This is a genomic window from Curtobacterium sp. 458 (assembly GCF_030406605.1).
Classification (GTDB): Bacteria; Actinomycetota; Actinomycetes; order Actinomycetales; family Microbacteriaceae; genus Curtobacterium.
Genome location: NZ_CP129104.1, coordinates 1,153,722 through 1,179,404, shown reverse-complemented (window position 1 = coordinate 1,179,404; position 25,683 = coordinate 1,153,722). Strand labels below are relative to the sequence as shown.

Sequence of the window (25,683 nt, the reverse complement as noted above, 5' to 3'; positions counted from 1 at the left end):
CCTAGCCTGGGGACAGTAGGACGCGACGACGAGGGGACCCCACCGTGACCGGCACCATCATGCAGAAGGCGATCACGCCACAGTTGAGCGACGCGTTCTTCAACGGGCAGCTCGAGCGCTTCGGCGGGTACGTGGTCCCGATGACCGCGACGACCGGACTCGAACGGATCGCGGACCTGATCGAGGTGCACGGGCTCGGGTTCCCCGGCAGTCCCTTCGGCGCCGACATGCCTCACCTCGACGTCGTACGGTTCCAGGCAACGCCGGAGCTCTTCGTCCGCCCGGCCATCGGTGGCTCGGATGCACGGACCGCCGAAGCGCTCGGCGCCATGTGGGTTGATCGTGAACCGTTCACGGGCACCGGCTTCGTCCCGAACGACCTGGACCGCATCGTCGAGCTCAACTGGATGCCGTCGCACCGCGTCCCGTTCGGCGCCGAGATCTGGCGCTACACCGGAGAGGGTCCGGAGACCTGGGTGGCCCGGTACGCCGGCGTGCACATCGGATGGGTCTTCCGCGACGACCTGCAGGCGGGCCGGCCGGCCTTCCAGCGACCGATCTCGATGTTCGGGGGCGGGATCGCATCCGTCGGCGGGACGAAGTACGTCGCCGACTTGATCGACGGCACGCACGTTGCGATCGTTCGGCAGGACCCTGCCGCCGAACGGTCAGGGTTCATGCAGACCGGACCCGGTGTGTGGGCCACGGTGGTCCCGGTGGAGGACGTTCAGGAGTACTACGAACTGGACGTGCGACTGCGCTGGGCGGGTCTCGACCTGCGCGTCGTGGACGAGACCGTCGCCGAGTCCGGCGAGGCAGCGGTCATGGCGATGTCGCTGCAGCACGACTACCGCCTGAACGAGGGGTTGCAGCTCGTCAAGCTCGACGCCGACTGGTACGAGGCCATGCTCCCGAAGAGTGCGCTCGGATCCGCCGAGTTCCGCCAGACGATGCTCCCGACCTGGCCCGGCGCTGACACGACAGTCGCGTGAGTCAGCCCTCCGGCCCCCGGGAGGGATGACGTCCGGGCTGGACCGGGCCTGGGTCGGACGGGAGACGCCGAGTGGGCCCAGTCGGCCAGCCGCGCTCGACGTGGCGGACGCAATCCGCGCCTCCAGGCCGTCAGCCGCACCCCGCTGACGTCGGCCTCCTCGCGATTCGTACACGAGGCGAAAACAAGGATTCGGGATGCCGAATCCTCTGGCACACTGGTCCCCATGACCGACACCGCGACCCGCCCCGCCGAGGCGACCACCCCTCGGAAGCGCGCCGCCGGTCTGACACTCCTCGGCCCCGCCTTCGTCGCCGCCATCGCCTACGTCGACCCCGGCAACGTCGCCGCCAACCTCACGGCGGGTGCGAAGTACGGCTACCTGCTGCTCTGGGTCCTCGTCGCCGCCAACGCGAGTGCCGTCGTGGTGCAGTACCTCTCGGCGAAGCTCGGGGTGGTCACGGGCAAGTCCCTCCCGGAGCACCTCGGCCTCCGGATGCGGCGCACACCCCGGCTGCTCTTCTGGGCGCAGGCCGAGGTCGTCGCGGCCGCCACCGACATCGCCGAGGTCATCGGTGGGGCACTGGCGCTGCACCTGCTCTTCGGGCTGCCGCTGGTCGCCGGCGGGGTGATCACGGGCGTGGTGTCGATGGCGATCCTGCTCCTGCAGAACCGGCGGGGCACCCGGGCGTTCGAGGCGGTCGTCACGGCGATGCTCGCGATCCTGACGGTCGGCTTCTGCGCGGGTCTGCTCTTCGCGCAGGTGTCTCCGACGGAACTCGTCGCCGGGCTGGTCCCGCGCTTCGAGGGCTCCGGCTCGGTGCTGCTCGCGGCGTCGATGCTCGGCGCGACGGTGATGCCGCACGCCGTGTACCTGCACTCGGCCCTCGCGCGGGACCGCCACGGTGACGTCCCCGCGGGGCCGGAGCGCCGACGGGTCCTCGTCGCGACGCGGTGGGACGTGGCCCTCGCACTCGTCATCGCGGGCGGCGTGAACATCTGCATGCTCGTCCTCGCCGCGGCGACGCTGCCGGGGGCGGAGGGGACCGACACCATCCCGGGGGCGCAGGCGGCCATCGCGGCGAACGTCGGCCCGGTCGTGGGCGTGCTGTTCGCGGTGGGGCTGCTGGCGTCGGGGTTGGCGTCGACCTCGGTGGGCTGCATGGCCGGTGCCGAGATCATGAAGGGGCTCCTGCACGTGCGGATCCCGGTGGTCGTGCGGCGGCTCGTGACCCTCGTGCCGGCGATCGTGCTGCTCGCGGTGAACGCGGACGCGACGATGCTGCTCGTGGTCAGCCAGGTCGTGCTGAGCTTCGGGATCGCGTTCGCGATCGTGCCGCTGGTGGTCTACACCTCGCGGCGGAGCGTGATGGGGGACGACGTCAACGCGATGACCACCCGCGTGGTCGCGGGGGTCATCGCGCTGGTGATCGTGGCGCTCAACGTCGCGCTGGTCTGGCTGACGCTCGCGGGCTGACGCACGGCGCCGCGGGCACGGCCGGTGCACGCGCCGGCGCCCCGCCCACTGGTGCCCAGCCGGGTCTACTCGACGACCGTGACGTCCTTCCAGAACGCGACGTAGCCCGAGTAGTCCTTGCCGACGCGGTCGAACGAGGACGGGATCGGCGTCGGGTACGACCAGGCGCGGTCCGGCAGCTCCTGCCCGTCGACGTGCACGGTGTAGTACTGCGTGTCGCCCTTCCACGGGCAGTGGTACTGCGTCGGGCTCTCGGTCAGCAGCTCGGTCTTCACGCTCGACGGCGGGAAGTACCAGTTGCCCTCGATCTGGATGAGGTCGTCCTTGTCGCTCTCCGCGATCACGGTGTCGCCGACGACTGCCTTCATGACGTGCTCCTTCTCGGGTCCGTTGACCCTCCGGACGCTACGCCCGCAGGGTGACGAGTTCCCCACCGCGGGCCAGCGCCGCCTGCACGTCGGCCCGGTCGAGCTCCCGCGCCCCCTCGGACGCCGAGACGAGGTGCTTCGTGGCTCGTCGGAGGCCCGTGTACGCCGCGCAGGCGGCAGCGGCCTCCGGCGACGTGTGGTCGATCCCGACCGCGGCGAGCGCGTCGAGGACGGCCCCCGCGGCGAGGAGGTCCTCGACCGCGAAGTCCGGCGATCCGGGGACGTCCCACGCCTCACCGGCGGCGTCCGCCGCGTCCGAGCGGGCAGCGTGGTCGGCTCCGGCGGCGACGATCGCGACGACGCACCGGTCACCGCGTTCGGCCTGGAGGCGCGTCACGCGTTCCGCGACCGCGCTCGCGTTGCCGAGGTGGCCGAGCACGACCTCCGGGCCGTCCGGCAGGGCCGCGACGGTGCGGCGGAGTGCGTCGTCGTGGTCCCGCGGGGCGGGGAGGACGTCGACCCAGACGAGCAGGTGGGTGTCGTGCGCGATCCGTCCGGCGCCGGCGACGCCCCACGCGAAACGGACCTGGTACTGCTGCTGCGTGCGTGCTGCCACGAGCACAGGGTAGTCGTCCGCCGGCCCCTGTCCGTCTCCACAGGTCGGTCTCGTCCGGAGGTCCGGTGACGGTCGGTGACCGTAGGATTCCGTGTCATGGAGATCGCCCCCGTTCCCACCCTGACCGGCGACCGCGTGACGCTCGAACCCCTCGGGGCGGAGCACGCGGACGACCTGCGGGCGGCGGTCACGGACGGCGATCTGTGGCGCACCTGGTACACGTCGATCCCGGCTCCGGCGCAGGTCGACGCCGAGATCGAGCGGCGACTCGCCGAGCACGAGGCGGGTCGGATGGTGCCGTTCGCGGTGCGCGACCGCCCGACGGGCCGCGTGGTGGGCTCGACCACGTTCATGAACGTCGACCAGGCGAACCGCCGGGTCGAGGTCGGGTCGACGTTCCTCGCCCGGTCGGCGCAGCGCACGGGCATCAACACCGAGGCGAAGCTCCTGCAGCTCTCGCACGCGTTCGAGTCGTGGCAGTGCATCGCGGTCGAGTTCCGGACGCACTTCCACAACATGCAGTCCCGCGCGGCGATCGCGGCGCTCGGAGCGAAGCAGGACGGCGTGCTCCGGAACCACCAGATCGGTCGCGACGGCACGCTCCGCGACACCGTCGTCTTCTCGATCACCGCGTCCGAGTGGCCGACCGTGCGGATGTCCCTGGCCGAGCGGCTCCGTCGGCACGACCGCGCCGAGGGTTCGCGCCGCCGGTCCGCCCGGCACGCCTGAACACACCGGTGCCTCCGGGGAACGCACCCCGTCACAGTCGGTCCGCGTAGCGTCGGGCGCATGCACGTGGGTCTCCGCACCGTCCTCGACGCTCCGGTCGACGCGGTCCGCGACGCGCTCCTGTCACCGTCGGTGATGGTGGCGGTCACGAAGCCGTTCCTCCGGTACCGGTCGCGCTCCCCCGAGGGGTTCCCGGCGCGGTGGACGCCCGGCCAGCCGCACCCGATCGCCGCCGATGCGTTCGGGGTGTTCCCGAGCGGCGACACCCACGTGGACATCGACCGGTACGAGGTCGAGGGCGTCCCGGTGCAACGCGACAACGGTGGCGGGGTGTCGGGGCTCTTCGGCCGGATGACGATGGCGCACCGGATGGCCACGGTCGACCTCGGTGACGGCACGACGCTGCTGCTCGACCGGCTGACCTACCGGATGCGGCCACCGGTCCTCGGGGTGCTGCTCTGGCCGGGGATGTGGGTCATCTGGCAGTGGCGCGGGCTGCGGATGCGGCAGCTCGCACCCACGTGGCGCCGTCCCGCGTGACGCCGGCCGACCCGCGGTCCCGTGCTCGCTCCCGCGAGCGGCCCGGGCGTAGCCTGTACGGGTGAGCGACCTGCGAGCAGGAGACGAGCCCCGGACCGACGACGCGGCCACCGTGCCGAGCACCGACGCGACCGTCGCGAGCACGCTCGCGACCGTCGACTGGCGGCGGATGACGTTCGACCTGTACCGCCGGGTGCGTGCGACCCCCGACCCGCAGACCGCGCACGCGTTCTGGCGGGAGACCCGGGACGCGATGTTCGCCGACCACCCCGCGTCGCCACTGCTGGCCGAGGACGCGGCCGACTTCGAGTCGCTGCCCGTCCCGACCTACGACCCGGACTGGCGGTTCCACGCCCGGATCGAGCCCGCGGAGCCCCAGGCGATGGACGTCGAGACCGGGACCGACGGCATCGTGCACTTCGACCGGCTCGGCGTGGTGCGGCTGCCCGGCATCGGGACGCTCGACGTGTGGTCGCACGGTGGCTACGCGGGCGGGGTCTTCGTGCCGGTGAAGGACGCGAGCGCCGGCAAGGCCCGCGGTACCTACGGCGGCGGCCGCTACCTGCTGGACACGATCAAGGGCGCGGACCTCGGCGGTGAGGACGACGAGCTCGTGCTCGACTTCAACTTCGCGTACAACCCCTCGTGCGCGTACGACCCCGCGTGGGCGTGCCCGCTCGCACCGCCCGGCAACACCGTCCCCGTCCCGATCCCCGTCGGCGAGCAGTACGACTTCTAGCGAGGTGCAGATGAACGGTCTGGTGGCACTCGACCGCGGCGGCAGCGTCCCGCCGTTCGAGCAGGTCCGCGCGCAGATCGCCGCACAGATCCAGGCGGGCTACCTCGTCGACGGTGCACGGCTGCCGAGCGTCCGGGGGCTGGCGGACGAGCTCGGGCTGGCCGCGGGCACGGTCGCGAAGGCGTACCAGCTGCTCGAGGAGTCCGGGCTCGTGCACACCGCACGCGGTGCCGGCACCCGGGTGGTGCGTCCTGCCGACGTCCCGCCGGAGGTCGCCGAGGCAGCGCACGCGCTGGCCGTCGCCGCGCGGAGTGCCGGACTGTCCGCCGACCAGGCCGCCACGGCACTGCACGAGGCCTGGCCCGCCTGACGCGACGGGCGCGGCGGGCAGGACCCGCGCCTCCAGGCCGGATGGTCGCGCACGCGACGCGGTCCGTGTCAGCAGTGCTCGAACACGTAGGCGTCGTCGCCCGCCGGCACCAGGTCGCGGTCCCGGAGGATCGTCATCGCCGGCCGCTTCGTCGACGCGCACACGGACGACCACGGGCGCTTGCTGTTGTCGGTGTACTCGATGTCGATGACGCGCTTCCCGTACGCCTTCGTGTACGCGCCGCACTCCTGGTAGACGAAGCACTCCTCGGCGACCACGAAGTCGAACCCGGTCTGCTTCCGTCCCGACGCACCGAGCTGCGGGGTGTTCTTCTGCCCGACGGCGAGGCCCTTGCCGTGCCCGAGCCGCACGAGCGCCGCGGCGAGCGCGAGGTTCCCGGAGCGTGTGAGCTTCCCCTCCGAGCGCGTCCACGAGTCGAGGTTGTCGAACTCGACGGCGGCGAAGCCCCGGTCGGCGCACCGGGCGACGGACTTCGTCAGCACCCGGACGATCGTGGCGCGCTTGGCCGCGGTCGTGGTGTCGAGGAGCATCTCGTCCGGCCAGCCCGGATCGGACACGGGCTTGCCCTTCGCATCGCGGAGGATCGCGGTCGGGTGGTCCCGCTTCCACGTCGTCGCGTCCTCGGGCTGCGTCTGGAAACCGTTGACGTAGCAGATCGAGTACTTCCCCTTCGCGGGTCGCTCGGTACTGTCCCGTTCGACGATCGTGACGCCTGCCGGAGGCGTGTACGAGCCTCCGAGCTGGTAGTCGGGGACGCCGGAGGTCGGCAGGTTCCGGTACGAGGACGCCGGGGTCGCGGTGGCGCAGGCGGCGGTGCCGAGCACGGCCACCAGGGTCGTCGCGACGGTCATGGTCAGGGTCCTGGCGCGCACCCGGGCATCCTCGCACGCGCAGGGCGAACGGCCCCACCCCCGGTCCGCGGGGGAGCACCCGCTATGCTGGGGGTACTCGAGGCGCCGATCGCCTCGTGCGTCGTACGGACGCCCCCGACTCCCGACCACCCGTTGGTCGATGATCGAGCACCTCCCGAAGGTGCCCAGGCTCTCTGCTGCGGCGACTGCGCCAGCCACGATCGTTGGCGCGCATCCCGCCCGCGCGCTGCCTCATCGCGCGCCCACAACCGGTGCACTCCGGTTGGAAAGGTCAGACCATGACCAACGAAGACCTCCGTTTCTCCGACCTCGGCGTCCCCGCGCCGATGGTCGACGTCCTCGCCCAGCAGGGCAAGGAGACCGCGTTCCCGATCCAGGCCGACACCCTCCCGGACTCGCTCCGCGGCAAGGACGTCCTCGGCCGCGGCCGCACGGGCTCCGGCAAGACCATCGCGTTCGCGATCCCGCTGGCCGCCCGTCTCGCAGCCAGCGGTCGCAAGCGCCGCGCCGGACGCCCCCGCGCCCTGGTCCTCGCGCCGACCCGTGAGCTCGCGACGCAGATCGACGCCACCCTCGCACCGCTCGCGAAGGCCATGGGACTCAACACCACGACCATCTTCGGCGGCGTCGGACAGGGTCGTCAGGTCGACGCCCTGCGCGGCGGTGTCGACATCGTCGTGGCGTGCCCCGGTCGCCTCGCCGACCTCATGCAGCAGGGACACCTCACGCTCGCCGACATCGAGGTGACCGTCCTCGACGAGGCCGACCACATGGCCGACATGGGCTTCCTGCCCGGCGTGACGAAGATCATGCAGGCGACGCCCGAGCAGGGGCAGCGCCTCCTGTTCTCGGCGACGCTCGACAACGGCGTGGACAAGCTCGTCAAGCGGTTCCTGCACGACCCGGTGATGCACTCCGTCGACGAGGCGAACAGCCCCGTCGAGGCGATGACGCACCACCTGTTCGAGGTCGCCGACGCCGACGCCAAGAAGGACCTCGTCCGGACGCTGGCCTCGGGTTCGGGCCGTCGCATCATGTTCATGCGCACGAAGCACCACGCGAAGCGTCTCGCCAAGCAGCTCACGAGCCAGGGCATCCCGGCCGTCGACCTGCAGGGCAACCTGTCGCAGGGCGCCCGGGAGCGCAACCTCGCCAAGTTCTCCTCCGGCGAGGCCCTCGTCCTCGTCGCCACCGACGTCGCCGCCCGCGGGGTGCACGTCGACCACGTCGAGCTCGTCGTGCACGTCGACCCGCCGACCGAGCACAAGGCGTACCTGCACCGCTCGGGCCGTACCGCCCGTGCCGGTTCGTCCGGTGACGTCGTCACCGTCACGATGCCGGCCGAGCGTCGCGACGTCGCGCAGATGATGCGCGCTGCCGCGATCAAGGTCACCCCGCAGCAGGTCACGTCGACCTCGCCCGCCGTCACCGAGCTCGTCGGCGAGGTCGCTCCGATCCGCCACGTGGCACCGGAGCAGCCGGTGCAGCAGCAGCGCGCGCCGAAGCAGCGCACGGCCGAGTCCGACAGCGCGGGCGGCGGTCGTCGTCGTGGTCGCGGTGGACGCTCGGGAGGCACGGGTCAGGCCGCGCAGGCAGCCCCGGCCGCCGGGTCGGCCGGCTCCGGCAACCGTCGTGGTGGGCGTCCGGCGGACGCCGAGGGCGGTCGTGGCGGCCAGGCGACCGGTGGTCGTCGCGGCGGCCGCGGTGCCGACGCGGCAGCGTCGAACGGTCAGCGTCGCGGCTCCGACGCGGCGGCCTCCGGCGGACAGCGCCGCGGCGGGAGCCGTCGCGCGTCGAGCGACGTCGTCCGGGGCGGGTCCGCGCCGGTGTGGTCGTCGGAGGGCGGCTACGCGGCGGGTCGTGGAGCCGGCTCCGAGTCGGGCGCTGGACGTCGTCGTGGCTCGCGCCGTGCCTCCCGTCCGGCGGGTGCTGCCGACCGCCACTGAGGCTCGTCGTCCCCCGAACCTCGACGTCTCCTCCGAACGTGACCGGGCGTCGGGCGTAGGTTCTCCTGCACCGGATGCCGCGCGAGCGGCTGACGGGGAAACGTCCGTCGTTGGAAGGAGACCGTATGGCTGGCAGCGAAGAGAACCACACCGGCGAGAAGCTCGTCGGCAAGGTCAAGGAGGGCATCGGCAACCTCACCGGCAACGACAAGCTCAAGGCCGAGGGTCAGACCGACCAGGCCAAGGCGTCGGCCAAGCAGGGCGTCGATGACGTCAAGGACGCGGCGCACGGCGTCGCGGACAGCCTCCGCAACGAGAAGCACTGAAGCCGGTCGCACGACCGAGCTGCGAAGCCCCCGGGACCACGTGGTCCCGGGGGCTTCGTCGTGTGCGTGGCGGGTGTCGGGTGTCGGGGGCGTCCGGGCCTCGGTCTGAGGGCCGCACAACCAAAGTCGCTTCGCACCACGGTTTCGCGCGGTGCGAAGCGACTTTGGTCGTGCGCAGGCGATCGGGACCGCCGTGGTCGCCTGCGGGCGAACGGGCGGCCGGGCGTCCCGGCTAGTGCAGGGCGCCGACGGAGGCGAGGCCGGCGCGGAGCAGCGCGCCGCGGCCGCCCTCCATCTCGTCGGCGACGGCGTCGGACGCGGCCTCGATCGGGCTCATCCACGTGAGCTCGAGGGCGTCCTGGCGCGGCTCGCACGTCCCCGTCACCGGGACGACGTACGCGAGGGAGATCGCGTGCTGCCGCTCGTCGGTGTAGACCGAGGCGCCGGGCAGCGGGAAGTACTCGGCGACCGTGAAGGGCGTCGGGCTCGCGGGCAGCTGCGGGAACGCCATCGGCCCGAGGTCCTTCTCGAGGTGCCGGAACAGGGCCGTGCGGATCGACTCGCCGTACATCACCCGGCCGGAGACGAGCGTGCGGGCGATCGAGCCGCTCGGTGCCACGCGGAGCAGCACGCCGACCTCCGTGACGACGCCGAGGCCGTCCGTGCGGACCGGGATCGCCTCGACGTAGCAGATCGGCAGGCGACGGCGGATGTTCGCGAGTTCCTCGTCGGACAGCCAGCCGGAGTCGGGGTCGGGGGTGCGCAGCGAGGCCATGCACCGTGTCTACCAGGCACGGCAGCGAGTTCGGCGGACGCCACGGCTAGCGTTGGCCGCATGATCGACAGCGACCTGGTGCAGTGGACCCGCGACCCGTCCGAGCGTCCGGGCACCCCGCTCGTGGTCGCGATGCACGGGGTGGGGTCGAACGAGCGCGACCTGCTCGGCCTCGCGCCCGCGCTGCCGCCCGCCTGGACGGTCGCCTCGCTGCGGGCGCCGATGGAGTGGGGCCCGGGCTTCTCCTGGTACCCGCTCGGCACGCCGGGGTCGCCGTCGCCGGAGCTCGTCGACGTCGCCGTCGCCGAGGTCCTCGACTGGGTGGACTCGGTCGCCGCCGACCACCCGCGCATCGGGTTGCTCGGGTTCTCCCAGGGCGGCTCGATGGCGCTGCAGCTCCTCCGCGCCCGGCCGGCGGGCTTCGCGTTCGCGGTGTCGCTGTCCGGGTTCGTCGTGCCGGGGGTCACGGACTCGCGGGACGAGGCCGTCGCGGCGGTCCGGCCGCGGGTGTTCCTCGGGCACGGCGACCTCGACCCGGTGATCCCGGCCGAGGCCACCGCGCGGACGCAGGCGTGGGCCGCCGCGAACACGGACGTGACCGACCGGGAGTACCCGGGGCTGCCGCACGCGGTGTCCGCAGCGGAGCTGGCGGACGTCGCCGCGTTCGTCGGCGACGGTGCGTAGGGCGCCGGCGCCACGGCCGGGGTCGGTCGATGACGTGAAAGCGACAGAACCGTGCCTCGTGCGCGCGCCGAACTGTCGCTTTCGCGAAAGCGACACCGAGATCTGTCGCTTTCCGAGAACCCACGGTGACCGATGAGCGGACGGGAGGCCCGGTGCCAGCTGGCACCGTCCTCCCTCGCAGGCTCGGTCGGCGCGCCCCGCGCAACGCTTCGCGTCGCCGCTGAGCGGGGCGCGCCCATCCGTCGTGGGGTCGCGCGGTCAGTCCGCGAGGATCTGCAGGAGGTCCTTGCGGAGCTGGTCGACCTTGTCGGTCGCCGCCGCGATCTGCTCGTCCGTCGCCGTCGTCCGGTACATGTGCAGGACGCCCATGGTCTTCCGGAGCGACTCGACGAAGGCACGCTGCGCGTCCGGCATGCCGGGCGCCTCGAACGCCGCCGCGATCTCGTCCGCCTTGGACTCGGCCTCGGCCTTGCCGGCGTCGGTGAGCTCGAAGAGCGTCTTGCGGCCGTCGCCCGTCGAGACGACGAGGTCCTCGTCGACGAGCTGCTGGAGCGTCGGGTACACCGAGCCGGGGCTCGGCTTCCATGCGCCGCCGGTGCGCTCGGCGATGGTCTTGATCACCGCGTAGCCGTTCTGCGGCCCCTCGGCGAGGAGGCCGAGGATCGCGAGACGGACGTCGCCGCGGCGACGGCGCTCGCGGCCGCCGAAGCCCGGACCGCCGAACCCGGGACCGAAGCCGGGGCCGAAGCCGGGACCGAAGCCACGCCCGGGGCCGAAGCCGCCGCGCTGGTGGTCACCGCGGTCACGGCCGGGGAAGCCGGCGCCGTGGTGGTGTCGCGGGCCGCCGAAGCGGGGGCCACGCGGGTGCTGGTGCTGCTGGGGGTTCATGTCGTCGAAGCGCATGAGGTGTCCTTTCGTCGTGCTGAGTCGGCTCACGATCCGGTCTGACCGATCGGCCTTCGTCGTATCGCGATGTAGTAACGATAGATCGGTAACTATCGCTGTGTCAAGCACGTTCTTCCCTCGGCCCGTTGTCGGTGGCCGCGGGCAGGATGGGACGGACCATGACGGACGTCTTCGAGCGCTTCTCCCCCGCCACAGCGGAGTGGTTCCGCGGCGCGTTCCCGGCCCCGACCGCTGCGCAGGCCGGCGCGTGGGACGCCGTCTCGACCGGCCAGCACGCACTCGTGATCGCTCCGACCGGGTCCGGCAAGACCCTCGCGTCGTTCCTCTGGTCGATCGACCGGCTCATCAGCGCGACCGACCAGCCGCCCGCCAAGCAACGGACGCGCGTCCTCTACGTCTCGCCGCTCAAGGCGCTCGGTGTCGACGTGGAGCGGAACCTCCGCAGCCCGCTCGTCGGCATCACCCAGACCGCCAGGCGGCTCGGTCTCGAGCCACCCGACGTCACGGTCGGCGTGCGGAGCGGTGACACCCCGTCGTCCGATCGACAGCGACTCCTGCGCCAGCCGCCGGACATCCTCATCACGACGCCCGAGTCGCTGTACCTCATGCTCACGTCGAGCGCTCGAGAGACCCTGGTCAACGTCGACACCGTGATCGTCGACGAGGTGCACGCGGTCGCGTCGACCAAGCGCGGTGCGCACCTCGCGGTGTCGCTCGAGCGCCTCGACGACCTGCTCGAGAAGCCCGTCCAGCGCATCGGGCTCTCGGCGACCGTGCGGCCCCCGGAAGAGGTCGCACGCTTCCTCGGCGGCCGGGCCCCGGTGACGATCGTCGCGCCGCCGGCGCAGAAGACGTTCGACCTGCGGGTGGTCGTCCCCGTGGACGACATGACCGAGCTCGGCGCTCCGCCGGTCGGTGCGGACGCGACCGAGTCGCCGACGAACGGGTCGATCTGGCCGCACGTCGAGGAGCGTGTCGTCGACCTGATCGAAGAGCACCGCTCGACGATCGTGTTCGCGAACTCCCGACGGCTGGCGGAGCGGTTGACCGCGCGGCTGAACGAGATCCACGAGGAGCGGGTGCTCGCCGCCGCTGGTGACGGCGTGCTCGTCCCCGCCGGTGCCTCCCCGGCCGACGACGGAATGCCGGTCGCGCCGACCCGGCCGCGCGGGCAGTCCCCCGCGCGCGCCTCGGCCCATGCACCCGTCGCGCAGCCGAAGCGACCGCCGGCCGACGTCATCGGTGCGTCCGGACAGACCGGCGGCGGGGGGTCCGACGCCAGCGTGCCGGTGCTCGCCCGCGCCCACCACGGCTCGGTGTCGAAGGACCAGCGCGCGATCATCGAGGACGACCTCAAGTCCGGACGACTCCGGTGCGTGGTCGCGACGAGCTCTCTCGAACTCGGCATCGACATGGGCGAGGTCGACCTCGTCGTGCAGGTCGAGGCGCCGCCGTCGGTCGCGAGCGGTCTGCAGCGCGTCGGCCGCGCCGGGCACCAGGTGGGCGAGATCTCGCGCGGCGTGCTGTTCCCGAAGCACCGCGCGGACCTCGTCAACAGCGCGGTGACGGTCGAGCGCATGGTCGCGGGCGAGATCGAGTCGATCGGCGTCCCGGCGAACCCACTCGACGTGCTCGCCCAGCACACCGTCGCCGCCGGAGCGGTGGACACCGTCGACGTCGAGCACTGGTTCGAGCTCGTCCGGCGGAGCGCACCGTTCAGCAGCCTGCCGCGGTCGGCGTTCGAGGCGACGCTCGACCTCGTGACGGGGCGCTACCCGAGCGACGAGTTCGCCGAGCTGCGGCCCCGGCTGGTCTGGGACCGCGTGCACGGCACCCTGACGGGCCGTCCGGGCGCGCAGCGGCTCGCGGTGACCAGCGGGGGCACGATCCCCGACCGCGGGATGTTCGGCGTCTTCATGGTCGGTGAGCGGGCGTCGCGCGTCGGCGAGCTCGACGAGGAGATGGTCTACGAGTCCCGCGTCGGCGACGTGTTCGCGCTCGGGGCGACGAGCTGGCGGATCGAGGAGATCACCCACGACCGGGTGCTCGTGAGCCCGGCGTTCGGGCAGCCCGGGCGGGTGCCGTTCTGGAAGGGCGACGGACTCGGTCGTCCCGCGGAGCTCGGCCGGGCCACCGGCGCGTTCGTGCGCGAGGTCGAGTCGGCCTCCGACGACGACGCCCGCGCCCGGGTGTCCTCCGGCGGTCTCGACGAACGCGCCGTCACCAACCTGCTGACGTTCCTCCGCGACCAACGCGCCGCGACCGGGTACGTGCCCAACGACACGACCCTCGTGGTCGAGCGCTTCCGCGACGAGCTCGGCGACTGGCGCATGATCATGCACTCGCCGTACGGCATGCAGGTGCACGCGCCGTGGGCCCTCGCGGTCGGCGCGCGGCTGCGGGAGCGACACGGCATCGACGGCGACGCGATGGCGGCCGACGACGGCATCGTGGTGCGCATCCCCGAGACCGACGCGGAACCACCCGGCGCCGACCTCTTCGTGTTCGACCGCGACGAGCTCGAGGTCCTCGTGACGGACGAGGTCGGCGGCTCCGCGCTGTTCGCAGCCCGGTTCCGGGAGTGTGCGGCCCGAGCCCTGCTCCTGCCCCGCCGGAACCCCGGCCAGCGGTCGCCGCTCTGGCAGCAGCGGCAGCGGGCGTCCCAGCTGCTCGAGGTCGCGCAGAAGTACCCGACGTTCCCGATCGTCCTCGAGACCGTGCGCGAGGTCCTGCAGGACGTCTACGACGTGCCGTCGCTGCTCTCCATCGCCGACGACGTCGCCGGGCGGCGGATCAAGCTCGTCGAGACGGAGACCGAGCAGCCGTCGCCGTTCGCACGGACGCTGCTGTTCGGGTACGTCGCCGCGTTCATGTACGAGGGCGACTCGCCCCTCGCCGAGCGGCGGGCGGCGGCGCTGTCACTCGACTCGACCCTGCTCGGCGAGCTCCTCGGCCGCGCAGAGCTCCGGGAGTTGCTCGACCCGGCCGTGATCGCCTCGGTCGAGCAGGACCTGCAGCGGCTCTCCCCCGACCGCCGGGCGCGCGACGGAGAGGGGCTCGTGGACGTCCTGCGACTCGTGGGAGCGCTCGACCTCACCGAACTCACCGCGCGGAGCTGGGCCGCCGCCGAGGGCGACACCGCGCCGGTCGCCACCGCGCTGCAGGCGCTCGAGCGCGACCGCCGTGTCCTGTCGTTCTCGCACGCCGGGCAGACCCGGTACGCCGTGATCGAGGACGCCTCGCGGCTCCGTGACGCCCTCGGCGTCCCGCTGCCGATCGGCGTGCCGACGGCGTTCGTCGAGCCGGTCGCGGATCCGCTCGGTGACCTGGTCAGCCGGTACGCCCGGTCGCACGGCCCGTTCTCCGCGCAGGAGGCGGCTGCCCGACTCGGCCTCGGCATCGCGGTGGTGCAGGACACGCTGCGACGCCTCGCCGCCGACCGTCGGGTGGTCGAGGGCGAGTTCCGACCCGACCGCCAGGGTGCCGAGTGGTGCGACGCCGAGGTGCTCCGCCGAATCCGCACGAAGTCGCTCGCGGCGCTCCGGCACGAGGTCGAGCCGGTGTCGCCGGACACCCTGGCGCGGTTCCTCCCGGCGTGGCAGCACGTCCACACTCCGGGTACACGCGGTGGCCTGCGCGGGATCGACGGCGTCCTGCAGGTGCTCGACCAGTTGGCCGGCGTGGCCCTGCCCGCGAGCGCCTGGGAGTCCCTCGTGCTGCCGTCCCGCGTCACCGACTACCAGCCGAGCATGCTCGACGAGCTGACGGCCACGGGCGAGGTGCTGTGGTCCGGTGGTGGCACCCTGCCGGGCAACGACGGGTGGGTGCGGTTCCACCTCGCCGAGACCGCGGACACGACCCTGGTGGAGCCGGAGGGCGGTGAGACGACCGAGCTGCAACGGGACGTCCTCGGTGCCCTCGCCGGCGGCGGCGCGTACTTCTTCCGCCAGCTCGCCCAGGCCGTCGGCAGCACGGACGACGCCGCACTCACCACGGCGCTGTGGGACCTCGTGTGGGCAGGGCAGATCACCAACGACACCCTCGCGCCGCTGCGGGCGATGCTCGGCGGCAAGGCGAAGAGCTCCAGCACCCCGCGGGCCCGGGCGTACCGCGGACGTCGTCGCCCGACGCTGCCGACGCAGTCCGGGCCGCCGACGGTCGGCGGGCGCTGGTCGATCCTGCCACTGGCGCAGTCCGACGCCACGGTGCGGGCCGCGGCGACGGCGGAGCAGCTGCTCGAGCGCTACGGCGTCGTGACCCGCGGGGCCGTTCAGGTCGAGGGAGTGCGCGGCGGGTTCGCGGGCGTGTACCGGGTGCTCGCGCGGTTCGAGGAGACCGGCCGGGCCCGGCGCGGGTACTTCGTCGAGGGGCTCGGCGCAGCGCAGTTCGCCACCGGCCCGACGGTGGACCGGCTGCGGACGTTCGCGCGGGACCTCGACGACGACGAACAGAACGACCCGGAGCGGACCCGCCAGGCAATGACCCTCGCGGCGACCGACCCGGCGAACCCGTACGGGGCGGCGCTGGCGTGGCCGAACGACGGCGCTGCCACGGACGACGACCCGGACGGGGGCGGTGGCCCCGGCGAGTCCGCAGCGGCCGAGAACGCGACGAGCAGGAACGCGACAGCGGGCGGCTCGACCGTGGGTGGGGCAACGGGAGGCAAGCAGTCTGCCCGCGGACACCGTCCCGGGCGGAAGGCCGGCGCGCTCGTGGTGCTCGTCGACGGCGCGCTGACGGTCTACGTCGAGCGCGGCGGCAAGTCGGTCCTGACCTTCACCGACGACGCCGGGGACCTCGCGGCCGCCGCGGTGTCCATCGCCGCCACCGTCCGACGCGGGCTCGGGAAGCTCTCGGTGGAGCGGGTCGACGGTGCGTTCGTGCTCGAGTCCCCGCTCGGGCAGGCGCTGCGCGACGCAGGCTTCACCGCGACGCCGCAGGGGGTGCGCCTCCGTGCCTGAGGGCGACACCGTCCACCGAGCCGCACACCGGCTGCACGCGGCCCTCTCCGGCAAGGAACTCACCCGGAGCGACTTCCGCGTGCCCGCCTTCGCGACGCTCGACCTCGTGGGCCGCACCGTCGACGAGGTCGTCCCACGCGGGAAGCACCTGCTGCACCGCATCGGGGACCTCACCGTCCACTCGCACCTCAAGATGGAGGGCAGGTGGGACGTGTACGCCCCCGGTGAGCGGTGGCGCCGTCCGGCACACCAGGCGCGTGTCGTGCTCGACGCGGCCGACGTCTCGACGGTGGGGTTCACGCTCGGCATCCTCGAGGTGGTGCCGCGCGAGCAGGAGCCCGAGATCGTCGGGTACCTCGGGCCGGACCTCCTCGGCGAGGACTGGGACGCCGACCTGGCGCTCGCGAACCTCACGCGCGACCCGCAGCGTCCGATCGGGCTCGCCCTGCTCGACCAGCGCGTCCTCGCGGGCCTCGGCAACGTCTACCGCGCCGAGCTCTGCTTCCTCCGGGGCGTGCTCCCGACACGTCCCGTCGGGCAGGTGCCGGACCCGGCGCGGGTCATCGCGCTGGCGTCGCGGCTCATCACCGCGAACCGGGACCGCAACGCCCGGATCACGACCGGCGTCGACCGGCCCGGCCGCCGACTGTGGGTCTACGGGCGTGCGGGCAAGCCGTGCCTGCGCTGCGGGACCCCGGTGCGCCGCGGGGAGCTCGGTGAGTCCGAGCTCACACTGCGGGACACCTACTGGTGCCCGCGCTGCCAGACCTGACCAGCCGACGGATCAGCGGTTCGCGGCGTTCACCACGCACTGCTGGACGGAGCGCGCAGCGTCCGAGTCGTCCGTGAACGCCGAGGGCGCCGCCGACGCAGCACCGTCCTGGTCACCCGCGGCGTCCTTCGCGGCACGGTTGACCGGCCACAGGGGTCCGTCGAAGTCCTCTGACGTCGGGTCGGACGAGGTCGCCCAGACGGTCACGTCGTCGTCGTTCGGGTCGTCCGTCTCCGCCGGAGCGATCGACGCCCCGAGGTACCAGCCGCCGTCGCCCTCCCGGACGCTCGCGAAGTCGGTGTCGTCGTGGGCTCCGACGGCTTCGTCGATCACGTCGACGGCTTCCTTCGCCGCGACCGGGCAGGTCGTCCGCGCCGGGTCGTCGCTCGCCGGTCCCTTGCCGACCGGGTTGCCGTTCTGGGCACCGGCGCCGGTGCACCCGGCGAGGAGCACGGCGAGGGTGGCGGCCACGATCGTCGCGGCGGCGGTCCTGGATCTGCTCGACATGCCCTCGACGGTGCGCCGGGGCGCCTCCGGACAGCGCCAGGACCGTCCGGAGAGCGCGGCCGCCTCCTGCGGCAGGCTCGGGCCCGGTCACCCCGCGCGTCGGCTTCGGGCGCCGACGCGTGGGGTGGTGTCGACGACGTCGGCGACCCGGGTGGTGCGTGCGGCTGGGTGGGCCGCGGGTGTTCGGTGTTCTCGTGGTGATGGTGCGCTCGGCCGCCGGACAGAGTCCGTCGGCGCTCGGCCGGGAGGCACGTGGCAGCCCGGTGGAGCACTCCGGCCGGTGGGTGGCCGGCGGGGCGAGCACCCCGGCAGCGGGTGACCGTCGAGGTGGGTCGAGCCTACGGAGGCGCGCCGCGCACCAGGTGTCCAGAAGGTGAACTTGCGTCGATTCCGGGCGGGATTGCGGCTTACCGCTCGTCCGTTCCGCCGGTGCACGGGATGGTTGCGCGTTCGCGCAGTGACCGCCGCCGCGCGGAACGGATCACGGAGTCCGGCACGATGCGCGGTCGCCCCACGCAGCGGCCGTCAGCGGGGCGGGTGCAGCCGTTCGGCCGCGGTCGCCCGGACCGCTGCCGTCACCCGTTCGAGCAGCGGCGACGCCAGGTTCCACCGCTGCCACCAGAGCGCGACGTCCGCGTGCCGCCCGGGGACGAGTTCGACGAGCTCGCCGCGGGCCAGGAGCGCCGTGCACTGCGCCTCGGGGAGGAGCCCCCACCCGAAGCCGAGGCCGACCGCCCGGGCGAAGTCGGCCGACGTCGGGACGAAGTGCCGTGGGCCGTGCGGCGCGTGCCCGAGCACCGTGCGGAGGTAGCCCTGCTGCAGGTCGTCGTCACGGTCGTAGTCGACGAGCGGCACCCCGTCGAGGCGGTCGAGCACCCGCCGCTCGCTCGCGGCCCGCAGGTCGAGGTCGGCGAGGTACCGCTCGACGAACGCGGGCGCGGCGACGGCGCGGTACCGGTCGATGCCCAGGGCGACCGACGAGCACCCCTGGACGGGATCGGCCTCGGCGGTCACCGCGGCCATGACGGTGCCCGCGCGCAGCAGTTCCGCCGTCCGGTCCTGGTCCTCGCGGTGCAGGTCGAACACCACCTCGGTGTCGGCACGGACCCGTGCGAGCGCGTCGAGGAACCAGGTGCCGAGGGAGTCGGCGTTGACGGCGAGCGGGATCGACGGCACGGAGCCGGTGTCGCCGTCGAGGGCGCGCGCGGTCTCCTCGTCGAGCAGTCTGGCCTGGCGAGCGTGCCGGAGGACGACCTCGCCGGCGGCGGTCGGCACCACCGGGACGGTTCGGCGCACGAGGACCCGGCCCGCCTGCTGCTCCATCGCCTTGAGACGCTGCGACACCGCCGACGGCGTGATCGACAGCGCGCGGGCGGCGGCGTCGAGGGTGCCGTGGTCGACGACGGCCAGCAGGGTCTCGAGGTGCTCGCGCTGGAACCGTGCCATGCAGCAGAGCTTACGGTGCAGCAGGAAGGTGAACTGGGCTTCATCGACCGTCTGTCCTACGGTCGGAGACGTGCTCCTCCCCCTGCTCGCCGGCCTCGGCACCGGACTCGCGCTGATCGTGGCGATCGGCGTGCAGAACACGTACCTGCTGCGCCTCGCGGTGTCCGCGGGCCTCCGGGTGGTGACCGCCGCCGTGGTCGTCTGCGCCCTGTCCGATGCCGTCCTCATCGTGGCGGGGGTGCTCGGGGTCGGCGCGGTCGTGGAGCGGTTCCCGGTCGCGCTCGTCGTCGTACGCTTCGTCGGGGCGGCGTTCCTCGTGACCTACGGCGTGCTCGCGGCGCGTCGCGCCCTCCGCCCCTCGGGCGACACCATGCGGCTCGACGACGCGGCAGCGGACGACGGCGTCGCGGTGCCCGCCTCGGACGTCGCCGAGGTCGCGCCGTCGCGGGGACTCCGCGCCGCGTCACGCCGGAGCGCGGAGTCCACGGACGGGCGCGACGGCGCGGTGGCCGTCGCGCCCGGCGCACCCGCGGTGGCGGCGCGGACGACGCGCACCGTGCCTCCAGGGCGGATCCCGACCGTGCGCGGGGCGGTGGCGACCATGCTCGTCTTCACGTGGGCGAACCCGCACGTGTACCTGGACACGCTGGTGTTCCTCGGGTCCGTGGCGAACCAGCAGGGCGCCGTCGAGCGGTGGCCGTGGACGGTGGGGGCGGTCCTCGCGAGCTGCGTGTGGTTCGCCGCGGTGGGGTTCGGCGGACGGCTGCTCCGACCGTTGTTCGCGAAGCCGCTCACGTGGCGGGTGTTCGACGGCCTGGTCGCCGTCGTGATGCTCGGCTTCGGCATCGCGCTCGTCGTCGGCGCGTAGCGCGCGGCCCTGCCGCGAGCCGCTCGGAACCGAGGAGGCGACATCGAACCACTCCGGCGGAGTGGTTCGATGTCGCTTCCGTGGTTCGGGAGGGAGCGCGTTACTGCAGACGCTGCCCGACCCGGCTGTGGCGGCGGCTGTACCCGAAGTAGATCGCGAAGCCGATCGCCAGCCAGATCACGAAGCGCAGCCAGGTCTCGACCTCGAGGTTGAGCATCAGCCAGAAGCACAGCACCGCGGACAGGATCGGCAGCACGGGCGACCACGGCACCCGGAAGGCACGGGGTGCGTCCGGCCGCGACCGACGCAGCACGACGATGCCGATCGACACGAGGACGAACGCCGACAGTGTGCCGATGTTGATCATGCCCTCGAGCTTCTCGACCGGGAAGAAGCCAGCGAGCACCGCGACGACGACACCGGCGACCACCTGGACGCGGACCGGGGTCTGCGTCTTCGGGTTCGTCTGCGAGAACCAGCGCGGGAGCAGCCCGTCGCGGCTCATCGAGAACACGATGCGGGACAGGCCGAGGAGCAGCACCATCACGACCGTGGTCAGGCCGACGAGCGAGCCGATCGCGATGATCCCTGCGGCCCAGGGCAGCCCGACGATCGAGAAGGCCGAGGCGAGCGACGGCGAGTCCTCCTGCGCGAGCCGCTGGTACGACACCATGCCGGTGATGACGACGGACACGGCGACGTACAGGACGGTCACGATGCCGAGCCCGAGGAAGATGCCACGGGGCAGGGTCTTCTGCGGGTTCTCGGTCTCCTCGGCGCTCGTGGCGACGACGTCGAAGCCGATGAACGCGAAGAACACGAGGGACGCCGCGGCGAGCAGGCCGAACACGCCGTACTGCGCCGGGGCCGAGCCGGTCGCCCAGGACACGAGGGACTGCGTCCAGAAGCTGCCGTCGGCACCCTTCGACGGCGCGGCCGGCGGCACGAACGGCGTGAAGTTGGCGGCCTTGACGAAGAACGCGCCCGCGACGATGACGAACACCACGATGGCGACCTTGACGATCGTGATGACCGCGGAGACGCGCGACGACAGCCGCGTGCCGAAGGCCAGCAGCACGGTGAAGACCGCGACGATGAGGACCGGCCCCCACGCGAAGCCGATCGGACCGATGGCGATCGAGTCGGGCAGCTTCACCCCGAAGACGTCGAACGCGGTGCTGAGGTAGATGCCCCAGTACTTCGCGATCACGGCGCTGGCCGTCAGGGTCTCGAGGATGAGGTCCCACCCGACGATCCAGGCGAGCAGCTCGCCCATCGTGGCGTAGGTGAACGTGTACGCGGAGCCGGCGACGGGGATCGTCGAGGCGAACTCGGCGTAGCACATGATCGCCAGACCACACGTGACGGCGGCGAGGATGAACGACACGATGACGCTCGGCCCGGCGAAGTTCGCGGCGGCGTTCGCGCCCACCGAGAAGATGCCGGCGCCGACCGCGACCGCGATGCCCATCGCGGCGATGTCGAACGTCTTGAGGGACCGCTTCAGCGAGCGTCCCTGCTCTTCGGAGTCGGCGAGGGAGGCCTCGATCGACTTGACACGGAGCGGTGTTGCCATGGGGTGGTTCCCGTCATCGGCTGGGCGGCGGACCCCGTGAGGGTACTGGTGTACCACCCCGGCACGCAAAGCGTCTGTCCGGACGGTCCTTCCGTGGCGGAACGGTTCGGGCCGGCGGGCTCGCGGCGGCTCGCGTCGCGGCGGTCGCGATGACAGCCGGGAGGCACGGGTCGGCTCCGGTGCGCAGCCACCGGCCGGCGGCGGTCCGGTCAGGCGGCGCGGGTCCGGTCAGGCCGCGCGGGTCCAGTCGCGCAGGAAGCGGGCGCCGGCCTCGTCGTGGATGACGCCATCGGGAGCGGTGAGCACCGGGTACGGCGTCGCCGGCACCCCGTCGGCCGGACGGACGTCCACGTGCGCGACGTCGTGGCCGTTCGCGTGCAGCCAGTCCGCCATCGCGTAGTCGCTCCGGGAGTCGCCCATCGTCCGCCACGCGATCGGCAGCTCGCCGTCGGCCGCGAGGAGCTCCAGGGATCGCTCGGCACCGAGGTCCTTGCCGCTCCGGTCCGATTCGACGTCGGTCGAGATGATCGTCGGGTCGACCCGCCACGCGACGCTGCCGTCGGCCGCCGGTCGGACGTCGTCGAGCCGACGGACGCCGAGCCCGCGACGCACGAGCGCGGCCATCGCCTGCGCGTCGAACTCGGCCTGGCGCGCGAGGTACGTGGCGTTCGGCACCTCGACGCGCTGCTCGATCGACACCATCGCGCGCTTCGTCTCGTCGAAGAAGACCAGGTCGGCGTACTCGGTCCGGACCAGCTCGCGCATCTCGTCCGCGTAGTCGCTCGGCAGCGCGAGGTCGTCGGCCACCGTGAGCTCGCCCATCCCGCCCTCGTACTGCGGGCCGATCGAGCACCAGACGGCGCCCTTCTCGCAGACGGCGTGCACGCGGGTGTCCTCGGTCAGGCCGCCGGCGAGCAGCGGCGCCACGACCTCGGCGCGGATGAAGGCGTCGCTCCGGCCGGTGTTGAAGACGATGGGGATGCCTTCGGCGGCGAGGGCGACGAGGTCCTCGACGATGCTCGGGATCGCGATGGTCCGGGTCACCGGGCTGGCGATGGGGCCGTCGACGTCGAGCAGGAGTCCGAGACGGGGTGCGGTCACCCGTCCATCTTCGCAGGAGTACTGGACCCCGGAGGACGGGGTGCGGTCACCCGTCCGTCTTCGCAGCCTGCGCACTCCCCACGAACCGGTCGACCGTCCGCCGGACCACCGCGGGCTCCGGCCGGTGCCACTGCCCGGCGAGTTGGATGTGCACCGCCCCCGGGATCGCCTCGGCGAGCGCCCGTGCTGCCTGCCCCATGAACTCCGGTCCGGCGTCCCCGGAGGCGACGAGCACCGGCACCCCGACCGCCGCGGCGACGCGCTCGGGGATGACGAGGCCGTTGAGCACCCGGACGTCGCGCGGCAGCACGTGCGCGTCGCCGAGCAGGGCCGACCACACCGCCGGTCGGAGCCGGAGCAGTGCGACCTGCCCCATCGGGACGCCGAGGACGTGCGCGAGGAACGCCCGGACCGTCTGGGACCGCCGACCCACCCCGACGTGCTCGTCGAGCAGGTCCGCGAACACGACGTCGTCCACGTGGTGCTCGATGCTCGCCCGGAACGGCGGCTCGAAGAGGACCGCGCGGGTGATCGGGACGCCGGCCGCGAGCCCGTGCAGCAGCACCCCCGCGCCCACGCAGGCACCGAAGGCCGCGACGGGACCGGGCACCGACTCCACGACGGCGGACAGGTCCTCGACCTCGCGTTCGATCGCCCACGGCTCGGTGTCCCCCGAAGCGCCCCGGCCGCGGCGGTCGTAGGCGACGACGCGGTACCGGTCGGCGAGCGCCGCGACGAGTCGTTCGAGGTAGGGCGTGCCCCGGTGGTCGAACGCACCGCCGACCACCACGAGCGAGGGCCCGGTGCCGGTCTCGGTCACGGCGAGCTCGGTGCCGTCGGCGGAGCGGACCGTGCGGTCGACGGCGGGCGGGGGAGCGTGTGGGTGCATGCGGTCCTCGAGGGTCGTGCGACGGCGGTTCGCCGGGTCCTCGGGACGGACCGTGCGTGAGGTCCTGTCGAGCATGGCAGGGCCGCGAGCGCGCGCCAACACCCGCAACCAGGGGGAGGACGGCGCGGTGCAGCCCTCAGACGAGCGCCGTCGTCCCGACGGACTCGCGCTCGAGCAGGGACCGCTTGACGTCGAGCCCCCACGCGAACCCGCCGAGGGTCCCGTCGCTCCGGAGCACCCGGTGGCACGGCACGAAGAGCGCCGGGGCGTTCCGCGCGCAGACGCTCGCGGCGGCGCGCACGGCATCGGGCCGCCCCATCGCCGCGGCGAACTCCCGGTAGGTGAGGACCACGCCGGCCGGGATGAGCCGGAGCTGCCGCCACCCCTCGGTGAAGAGCTCGGTGCCGGACTGCCGGACCGGCACCTGCATCGCGTGCTCGACCTCGCCCGCGTAGAAGGCGTCGACGGCCTCGGCGGAGGCGACCCGCCCGTCGACCACCCGCTCGGGCCGGTTCCGCTCGGCGAGTCGGCCGAGGATCCGCTCGACGGAGTCGGTCCAGCCCGAGGCGAGGACCCGCCCCTCGGGGTCCTCGAGCACGGTGAAGGGACCGTCTGGGGTGTCCAGCGTCTGGATGGTCGCGTCGGTCATCGTTCGTCCTTCCGGGCGGCAGCAGCCGCGGTCGTCATGTGGCTGACGCCGGCCGTCGCCATCGCGCGATCGACGATCGGTCGCCAGCAGTGCATCGTCAGGTAGCTCCGCCACGGCGCTACCTGCTCCGACCGTAGGGAGAGCTCGCGCACGGCACCGGGCAACCCGAGTTCCTGTGCACCGTTCCGCACCGCGAGGTCGCTGTGCAGGAACACGTCGGGGTGGTGGCGTACGCGGAGTGCCACGTAGTCCGCCGTCCACGGCCCGATGCCCTTCACGGCGAGGAGTCCGGCGCGCAGCTCGTGCACCGACTGCCCGGCGTCGACCACGAGCGACCCGTCGGCGAGCGCGGCGGCGACGCGGAGGATCGTCTGCACCCGGGCACCGGGGCCGCGGAGCACCGTCCCGCCGCGCTCGGCGACCACGTCCGCCGTGGGGAAGAGCCGCCCGCCGGGGAGCACCGACTCCGGCGCCGGTTCTCCGAGGGCAGCGACGAGCCGGGTCTGCGCCGTGCGCGCCGCCGCGACCGAGACCTGCTGCCCGATGAGCGTGCGGATCAGGACCTCGTGCGCGTCCACGGTGCCGGGGAGCCGGATGCCGGGTACCCGTTCCACCGCCGGCGCGAGCTCGGGGAGGGTGGCGAGGACCGAGTCGACCGCGGTGGGGTCGGCGTCGAGGTCGAACAGCGCGCGCACGCGCGCGACCAGCGTGGGGAGGTCCGACAGGTCCTCGACCCGCACCTGCAGGTCGATGCCGACCGCCCGCCCGGCGGCGGCCGTCGCGCGGAACCAGCCCGTGCCTCCCGGCAGTGTGACCAGCCGCCCGTACGCGGTGACCCGACCGTCGGGGTCCACGTCCACCTGCTCGGCGCCGGGCAGCGCGTGCAGCGCGTGCCACTCGAGGAGTCCCTGCACGTCGAACGGCGCGCGGGCCGGCAGGTGGACGTGCAGCGTGCCGTCGGCGACCGGTCGGAGGGTGCGCCGGGCGCGGAGTTCGGACGGTGTGACGGCGAAGACCTCGCGCACGGTGTCGTTGAACTGGCGGACGCTCGCGAAGCCTGCTGCGAACGCGACGTCGGCGATCGGGAGGTCCGACGAGGTGAGGAGCGTCCGGGCGGTCTGCGCCCGGTGCGCGCGGCTGAGCGCCTTCGGCCCGGCGCCGAGCTCGGCGGTCATGATGCGGCCGAGCTGCCGCTCGGAGTAGCCGACGCGGGCCGCGAGGCCGGGCACGCCCTCGCGCTCGACGACGCCGTCGAGGACGAGGCGCATGGCTCGGCCGGCGACGTCCTCGCGGAGGTCCCACTCGGGGCTGCCGGGGGTCGCCTCGGGCAGGCAGCGCTTGCAGGCGCGGAAGCCCGCGAGGTGTGCGGCGGCGCTGGTCCGGAAGAACGTGACGCCGGTCTCGCGCGGGGTGCGCGCGGGGCACGACGGGCGGCAGTAGATGCCGGTGGAGTGCACGGCGGTGACGAACTGGCCGTCGAACCGCGCGTCGCGCGAGGCGACGGCGCGGTACCGCTCGGCGTGCAGCGTGTCGGCTGCGGTGGTGGACATGGGT

Annotated in this window: 24 protein-coding genes; 12 read left to right on the top strand and 12 right to left on the bottom strand. The window is 73.2% G+C overall.

The genetic code is table 11. From position 1 onward, the window contains the following. The first annotated feature begins 44 nt into the window (after window positions 1-44). The gene (locus QPJ90_RS05880) at window positions 45-992 is read left to right on the top strand and encodes a hypothetical protein (protein ID WP_290133529.1); all 948 of its coding nucleotides are present in this window, start codon (window positions 45-47) and stop codon (window positions 990-992) included. 225 nt (window positions 993-1,217) lie between these two features. Then, window positions 1,218-2,468 carry an Nramp family divalent metal transporter gene (locus QPJ90_RS05875; RefSeq protein ID WP_290133528.1) on the top strand — a complete coding sequence of 417 codons (1,251 nt, stop codon included), beginning with the start codon at window positions 1,218-1,220 and terminating at the stop codon, window positions 2,466-2,468. A 65-nt stretch (window positions 2,469-2,533) separates the two neighbouring features. Here the strand turns inward: QPJ90_RS05875 and QPJ90_RS05870 are convergent, their stop codons facing one another. Both QPJ90_RS05870 and QPJ90_RS05865 read right to left on the bottom strand, forming a co-directional pair. Next, on the bottom strand, window positions 2,534-2,836 hold the full coding sequence (locus QPJ90_RS05870) for a DUF427 domain-containing protein (protein WP_290133527.1): 303 nt from the start codon (window positions 2,834-2,836) through the stop codon (window positions 2,534-2,536). 37 nt (window positions 2,837-2,873) lie between these two features. Beyond that, the gene (locus QPJ90_RS05865; protein WP_290133526.1) at window positions 2,874-3,452 is read right to left on the bottom strand and encodes a 2-phosphosulfolactate phosphatase; all 579 of its coding nucleotides are present in this window, start codon (window positions 3,450-3,452) and stop codon (window positions 2,874-2,876) included. A 96-nt stretch (window positions 3,453-3,548) separates the two neighbouring features. Between QPJ90_RS05865 and QPJ90_RS05860 the strand changes: the two genes are divergently transcribed. The 4 genes from QPJ90_RS05860 (at window position 3,549) to QPJ90_RS05845 (ending at window position 5,830) form a co-directional block, all read left to right on the top strand. After that, complete coding sequence (locus tag QPJ90_RS05860; protein WP_290133525.1) at window positions 3,549-4,181, top strand: GNAT family protein; 633 nt, start codon at window positions 3,549-3,551, stop codon at window positions 4,179-4,181. Window positions 4,182-4,241: 60 nt separating this feature from the next. Next, on the top strand, window positions 4,242-4,721 hold the full coding sequence (locus QPJ90_RS05855; RefSeq protein ID WP_290133524.1) for a hypothetical protein: 480 nt from the start codon (window positions 4,242-4,244) through the stop codon (window positions 4,719-4,721). A 169-nt stretch (window positions 4,722-4,890) separates the two neighbouring features. After that, entirely contained in the window at window positions 4,891-5,460 is a 570-nt protein-coding gene (locus tag QPJ90_RS05850) for a DUF1684 domain-containing protein (protein WP_290134176.1), read from the top strand. A 10-nt stretch (window positions 5,461-5,470) separates the two neighbouring features. Further along, complete coding sequence (locus tag QPJ90_RS05845; protein WP_290133523.1) at window positions 5,471-5,830, top strand: GntR family transcriptional regulator; 360 nt, start codon at window positions 5,471-5,473, stop codon at window positions 5,828-5,830. Window positions 5,831-5,898: 68 nt separating this feature from the next. Here the strand turns inward: QPJ90_RS05845 and QPJ90_RS05840 are convergent, their stop codons facing one another. Beyond that, window positions 5,899-6,723, bottom strand: coding sequence for an endo alpha-1,4 polygalactosaminidase (locus QPJ90_RS05840; protein ID WP_290133522.1), 825 nt, complete (start codon window positions 6,721-6,723; stop codon window positions 5,899-5,901). A gap of 278 nt (window positions 6,724-7,001) precedes the next feature. On the opposite strand from QPJ90_RS05840, the gene QPJ90_RS05835 reads away from it, so the two are divergent. Together QPJ90_RS05835 and QPJ90_RS05830 are read left to right on the top strand one after the other, a co-directional pair. Then, a complete protein-coding gene (locus QPJ90_RS05835; RefSeq protein WP_290133521.1) occupies window positions 7,002-8,669 on the top strand; it encodes a DEAD/DEAH box helicase in 1,668 nt (555 codons plus the stop codon). A gap of 125 nt (window positions 8,670-8,794) precedes the next feature. Continuing rightward, window positions 8,795-8,995, top strand: a complete 201-nt coding sequence (locus QPJ90_RS05830; RefSeq protein WP_290133520.1) for a CsbD family protein — start codon at window positions 8,795-8,797, stop codon at window positions 8,993-8,995. A gap of 232 nt (window positions 8,996-9,227) precedes the next feature. Here QPJ90_RS05830 and QPJ90_RS05825 read toward each other — a convergent pair whose 3' ends face one another. After that, a complete protein-coding gene (locus tag QPJ90_RS05825) occupies window positions 9,228-9,770 on the bottom strand; it encodes an NUDIX hydrolase family protein (RefSeq protein WP_290133519.1) in 543 nt (180 codons plus the stop codon). A gap of 60 nt (window positions 9,771-9,830) precedes the next feature. Between QPJ90_RS05825 and QPJ90_RS05820 the strand changes: the two genes are divergently transcribed. Further along, window positions 9,831-10,454 carry an alpha/beta hydrolase-fold protein gene (locus QPJ90_RS05820; RefSeq protein ID WP_290133518.1) on the top strand — a complete coding sequence of 208 codons (624 nt, stop codon included), beginning with the start codon at window positions 9,831-9,833 and terminating at the stop codon, window positions 10,452-10,454. 258 nt (window positions 10,455-10,712) lie between these two features. Here the strand turns inward: QPJ90_RS05820 and QPJ90_RS05815 are convergent, their stop codons facing one another. Then, a complete protein-coding gene (locus QPJ90_RS05815; protein WP_290133517.1) occupies window positions 10,713-11,390 on the bottom strand; it encodes a PadR family transcriptional regulator in 678 nt (225 codons plus the stop codon). 128 nt (window positions 11,391-11,518) lie between these two features. On the opposite strand from QPJ90_RS05815, the gene QPJ90_RS05810 reads away from it, so the two are divergent. Together QPJ90_RS05810 and QPJ90_RS05805 are read left to right on the top strand one after the other, a co-directional pair. Then, window positions 11,519-16,321 (top strand): crosslink repair DNA glycosylase YcaQ family protein, encoded by a 4,803-nt coding sequence (locus QPJ90_RS05810; RefSeq protein ID WP_290133516.1) that lies wholly within the window; start codon window positions 11,519-11,521, stop codon window positions 16,319-16,321. Continuing rightward, on the top strand, window positions 16,314-17,093 hold the full coding sequence (locus QPJ90_RS05805) for a DNA-formamidopyrimidine glycosylase family protein (RefSeq protein WP_290133515.1): 780 nt from the start codon (window positions 16,314-16,316) through the stop codon (window positions 17,091-17,093). The genes QPJ90_RS05810 and QPJ90_RS05805 overlap by 8 nt, the downstream gene beginning before the upstream one ends. A 12-nt stretch (window positions 17,094-17,105) precedes the next feature. Here the strand turns inward: QPJ90_RS05805 and QPJ90_RS05800 are convergent, their stop codons facing one another. Both QPJ90_RS05800 and QPJ90_RS05795 read right to left on the bottom strand, forming a co-directional pair. Then, window positions 17,106-17,600, bottom strand: a complete 495-nt coding sequence (locus QPJ90_RS05800) for a hypothetical protein (RefSeq protein ID WP_290133514.1) — start codon at window positions 17,598-17,600, stop codon at window positions 17,106-17,108. 525 nt (window positions 17,601-18,125) lie between these two features. Then, on the bottom strand, window positions 18,126-19,046 hold the full coding sequence (locus QPJ90_RS05795; protein WP_290133513.1) for a LysR family transcriptional regulator ArgP: 921 nt from the start codon (window positions 19,044-19,046) through the stop codon (window positions 18,126-18,128). Window positions 19,047-19,116: 70 nt separating this feature from the next. Here QPJ90_RS05795 and QPJ90_RS05790 point away from each other — a divergent pair, with 70 nt between their 5' ends. Beyond that, the gene (locus tag QPJ90_RS05790) at window positions 19,117-19,914 is read left to right on the top strand and encodes a LysE family transporter (protein ID WP_290133512.1); all 798 of its coding nucleotides are present in this window, start codon (window positions 19,117-19,119) and stop codon (window positions 19,912-19,914) included. Window positions 19,915-20,014: 100 nt separating this feature from the next. Here QPJ90_RS05790 and QPJ90_RS05785 read toward each other — a convergent pair whose 3' ends face one another. The 5 genes from QPJ90_RS05785 to QPJ90_RS05765 form a co-directional block, all read right to left on the bottom strand. Then, window positions 20,015-21,490, bottom strand: a complete 1,476-nt coding sequence (locus QPJ90_RS05785) for an amino acid permease (RefSeq protein ID WP_290133511.1) — start codon at window positions 21,488-21,490, stop codon at window positions 20,015-20,017. 228 nt (window positions 21,491-21,718) lie between these two features. After that, the gene (locus QPJ90_RS05780) at window positions 21,719-22,591 is read right to left on the bottom strand and encodes a hypothetical protein (protein ID WP_290133510.1); all 873 of its coding nucleotides are present in this window, start codon (window positions 22,589-22,591) and stop codon (window positions 21,719-21,721) included. Window positions 22,592-22,637: 46 nt separating this feature from the next. Continuing rightward, window positions 22,638-23,555: an alpha/beta hydrolase gene (locus QPJ90_RS05775; protein WP_290133509.1), complete on the bottom strand. Its 918-nt coding sequence runs from the start codon at window positions 23,553-23,555 to the stop codon at window positions 22,638-22,640. Window positions 23,556-23,616: 61 nt separating this feature from the next. Next, complete coding sequence (locus tag QPJ90_RS05770) at window positions 23,617-24,129, bottom strand: MGMT family protein (RefSeq protein ID WP_290133508.1); 513 nt, start codon at window positions 24,127-24,129, stop codon at window positions 23,617-23,619. Beyond that, window positions 24,126-25,679 carry an AlkA N-terminal domain-containing protein gene (locus QPJ90_RS05765; RefSeq protein WP_290133507.1) on the bottom strand — a complete coding sequence of 518 codons (1,554 nt, stop codon included), beginning with the start codon at window positions 25,677-25,679 and terminating at the stop codon, window positions 24,126-24,128. The genes QPJ90_RS05770 and QPJ90_RS05765 overlap by 4 nt, the downstream gene beginning before the upstream one ends. Window positions 25,680-25,683: the final 4 nt, after the last annotated feature.

Excerpts from the sequence above, each read along its gene's own strand:
- QPJ90_RS05845 (WP_290133523.1), top strand. The coding sequence starts at position 5,471 with ATGAACGGTCTGGTGGCACTCGACCGCGGCGGCAGCGTCCCGCCGTTC.
- QPJ90_RS05785 (WP_290133511.1), bottom strand. The coding sequence starts at position 21,490 with ATGGCAACACCGCTCCGTGTCAAGTCGATCGAGGCCTCCCTCGCCGAC.
- QPJ90_RS05875 (WP_290133528.1), top strand. The coding sequence starts at position 1,218 with ATGACCGACACCGCGACCCGCCCCGCCGAGGCGACCACCCCTCGGAAG.
- QPJ90_RS05855 (WP_290133524.1), top strand. The coding sequence starts at position 4,242 with ATGCACGTGGGTCTCCGCACCGTCCTCGACGCTCCGGTCGACGCGGTC.
- QPJ90_RS05820 (WP_290133518.1), top strand. The coding sequence starts at position 9,831 with ATGATCGACAGCGACCTGGTGCAGTGGACCCGCGACCCGTCCGAGCGT.
- QPJ90_RS05870 (WP_290133527.1), bottom strand. The coding sequence starts at position 2,836 with ATGAAGGCAGTCGTCGGCGACACCGTGATCGCGGAGAGCGACAAGGAC.
- QPJ90_RS05810 (WP_290133516.1), top strand. The coding sequence starts at position 11,519 with ATGACGGACGTCTTCGAGCGCTTCTCCCCCGCCACAGCGGAGTGGTTC.
- QPJ90_RS05835 (WP_290133521.1), top strand. The coding sequence starts at position 7,002 with ATGACCAACGAAGACCTCCGTTTCTCCGACCTCGGCGTCCCCGCGCCG.
- QPJ90_RS05860 (WP_290133525.1), top strand. The coding sequence starts at position 3,549 with ATGGAGATCGCCCCCGTTCCCACCCTGACCGGCGACCGCGTGACGCTC.
- QPJ90_RS05765 (WP_290133507.1), bottom strand. The coding sequence starts at position 25,679 with ATGTCCACCACCGCAGCCGACACGCTGCACGCCGAGCGGTACCGCGCC.
- QPJ90_RS05800 (WP_290133514.1), bottom strand. The coding sequence starts at position 17,600 with ATGTCGAGCAGATCCAGGACCGCCGCCGCGACGATCGTGGCCGCCACC.
- QPJ90_RS05770 (WP_290133508.1), bottom strand. The coding sequence starts at position 24,129 with ATGACCGACGCGACCATCCAGACGCTGGACACCCCAGACGGTCCCTTC.
- QPJ90_RS05795 (WP_290133513.1), bottom strand. The coding sequence starts at position 19,046 with ATGGCACGGTTCCAGCGCGAGCACCTCGAGACCCTGCTGGCCGTCGTC.
- QPJ90_RS05775 (WP_290133509.1), bottom strand. The coding sequence starts at position 23,555 with ATGCTCGACAGGACCTCACGCACGGTCCGTCCCGAGGACCCGGCGAAC.
- QPJ90_RS05830 (WP_290133520.1), top strand. The coding sequence starts at position 8,795 with ATGGCTGGCAGCGAAGAGAACCACACCGGCGAGAAGCTCGTCGGCAAG.
- QPJ90_RS05850 (WP_290134176.1), top strand. The coding sequence starts at position 4,891 with ATGACGTTCGACCTGTACCGCCGGGTGCGTGCGACCCCCGACCCGCAG.
- QPJ90_RS05825 (WP_290133519.1), bottom strand. The coding sequence starts at position 9,770 with ATGGCCTCGCTGCGCACCCCCGACCCCGACTCCGGCTGGCTGTCCGAC.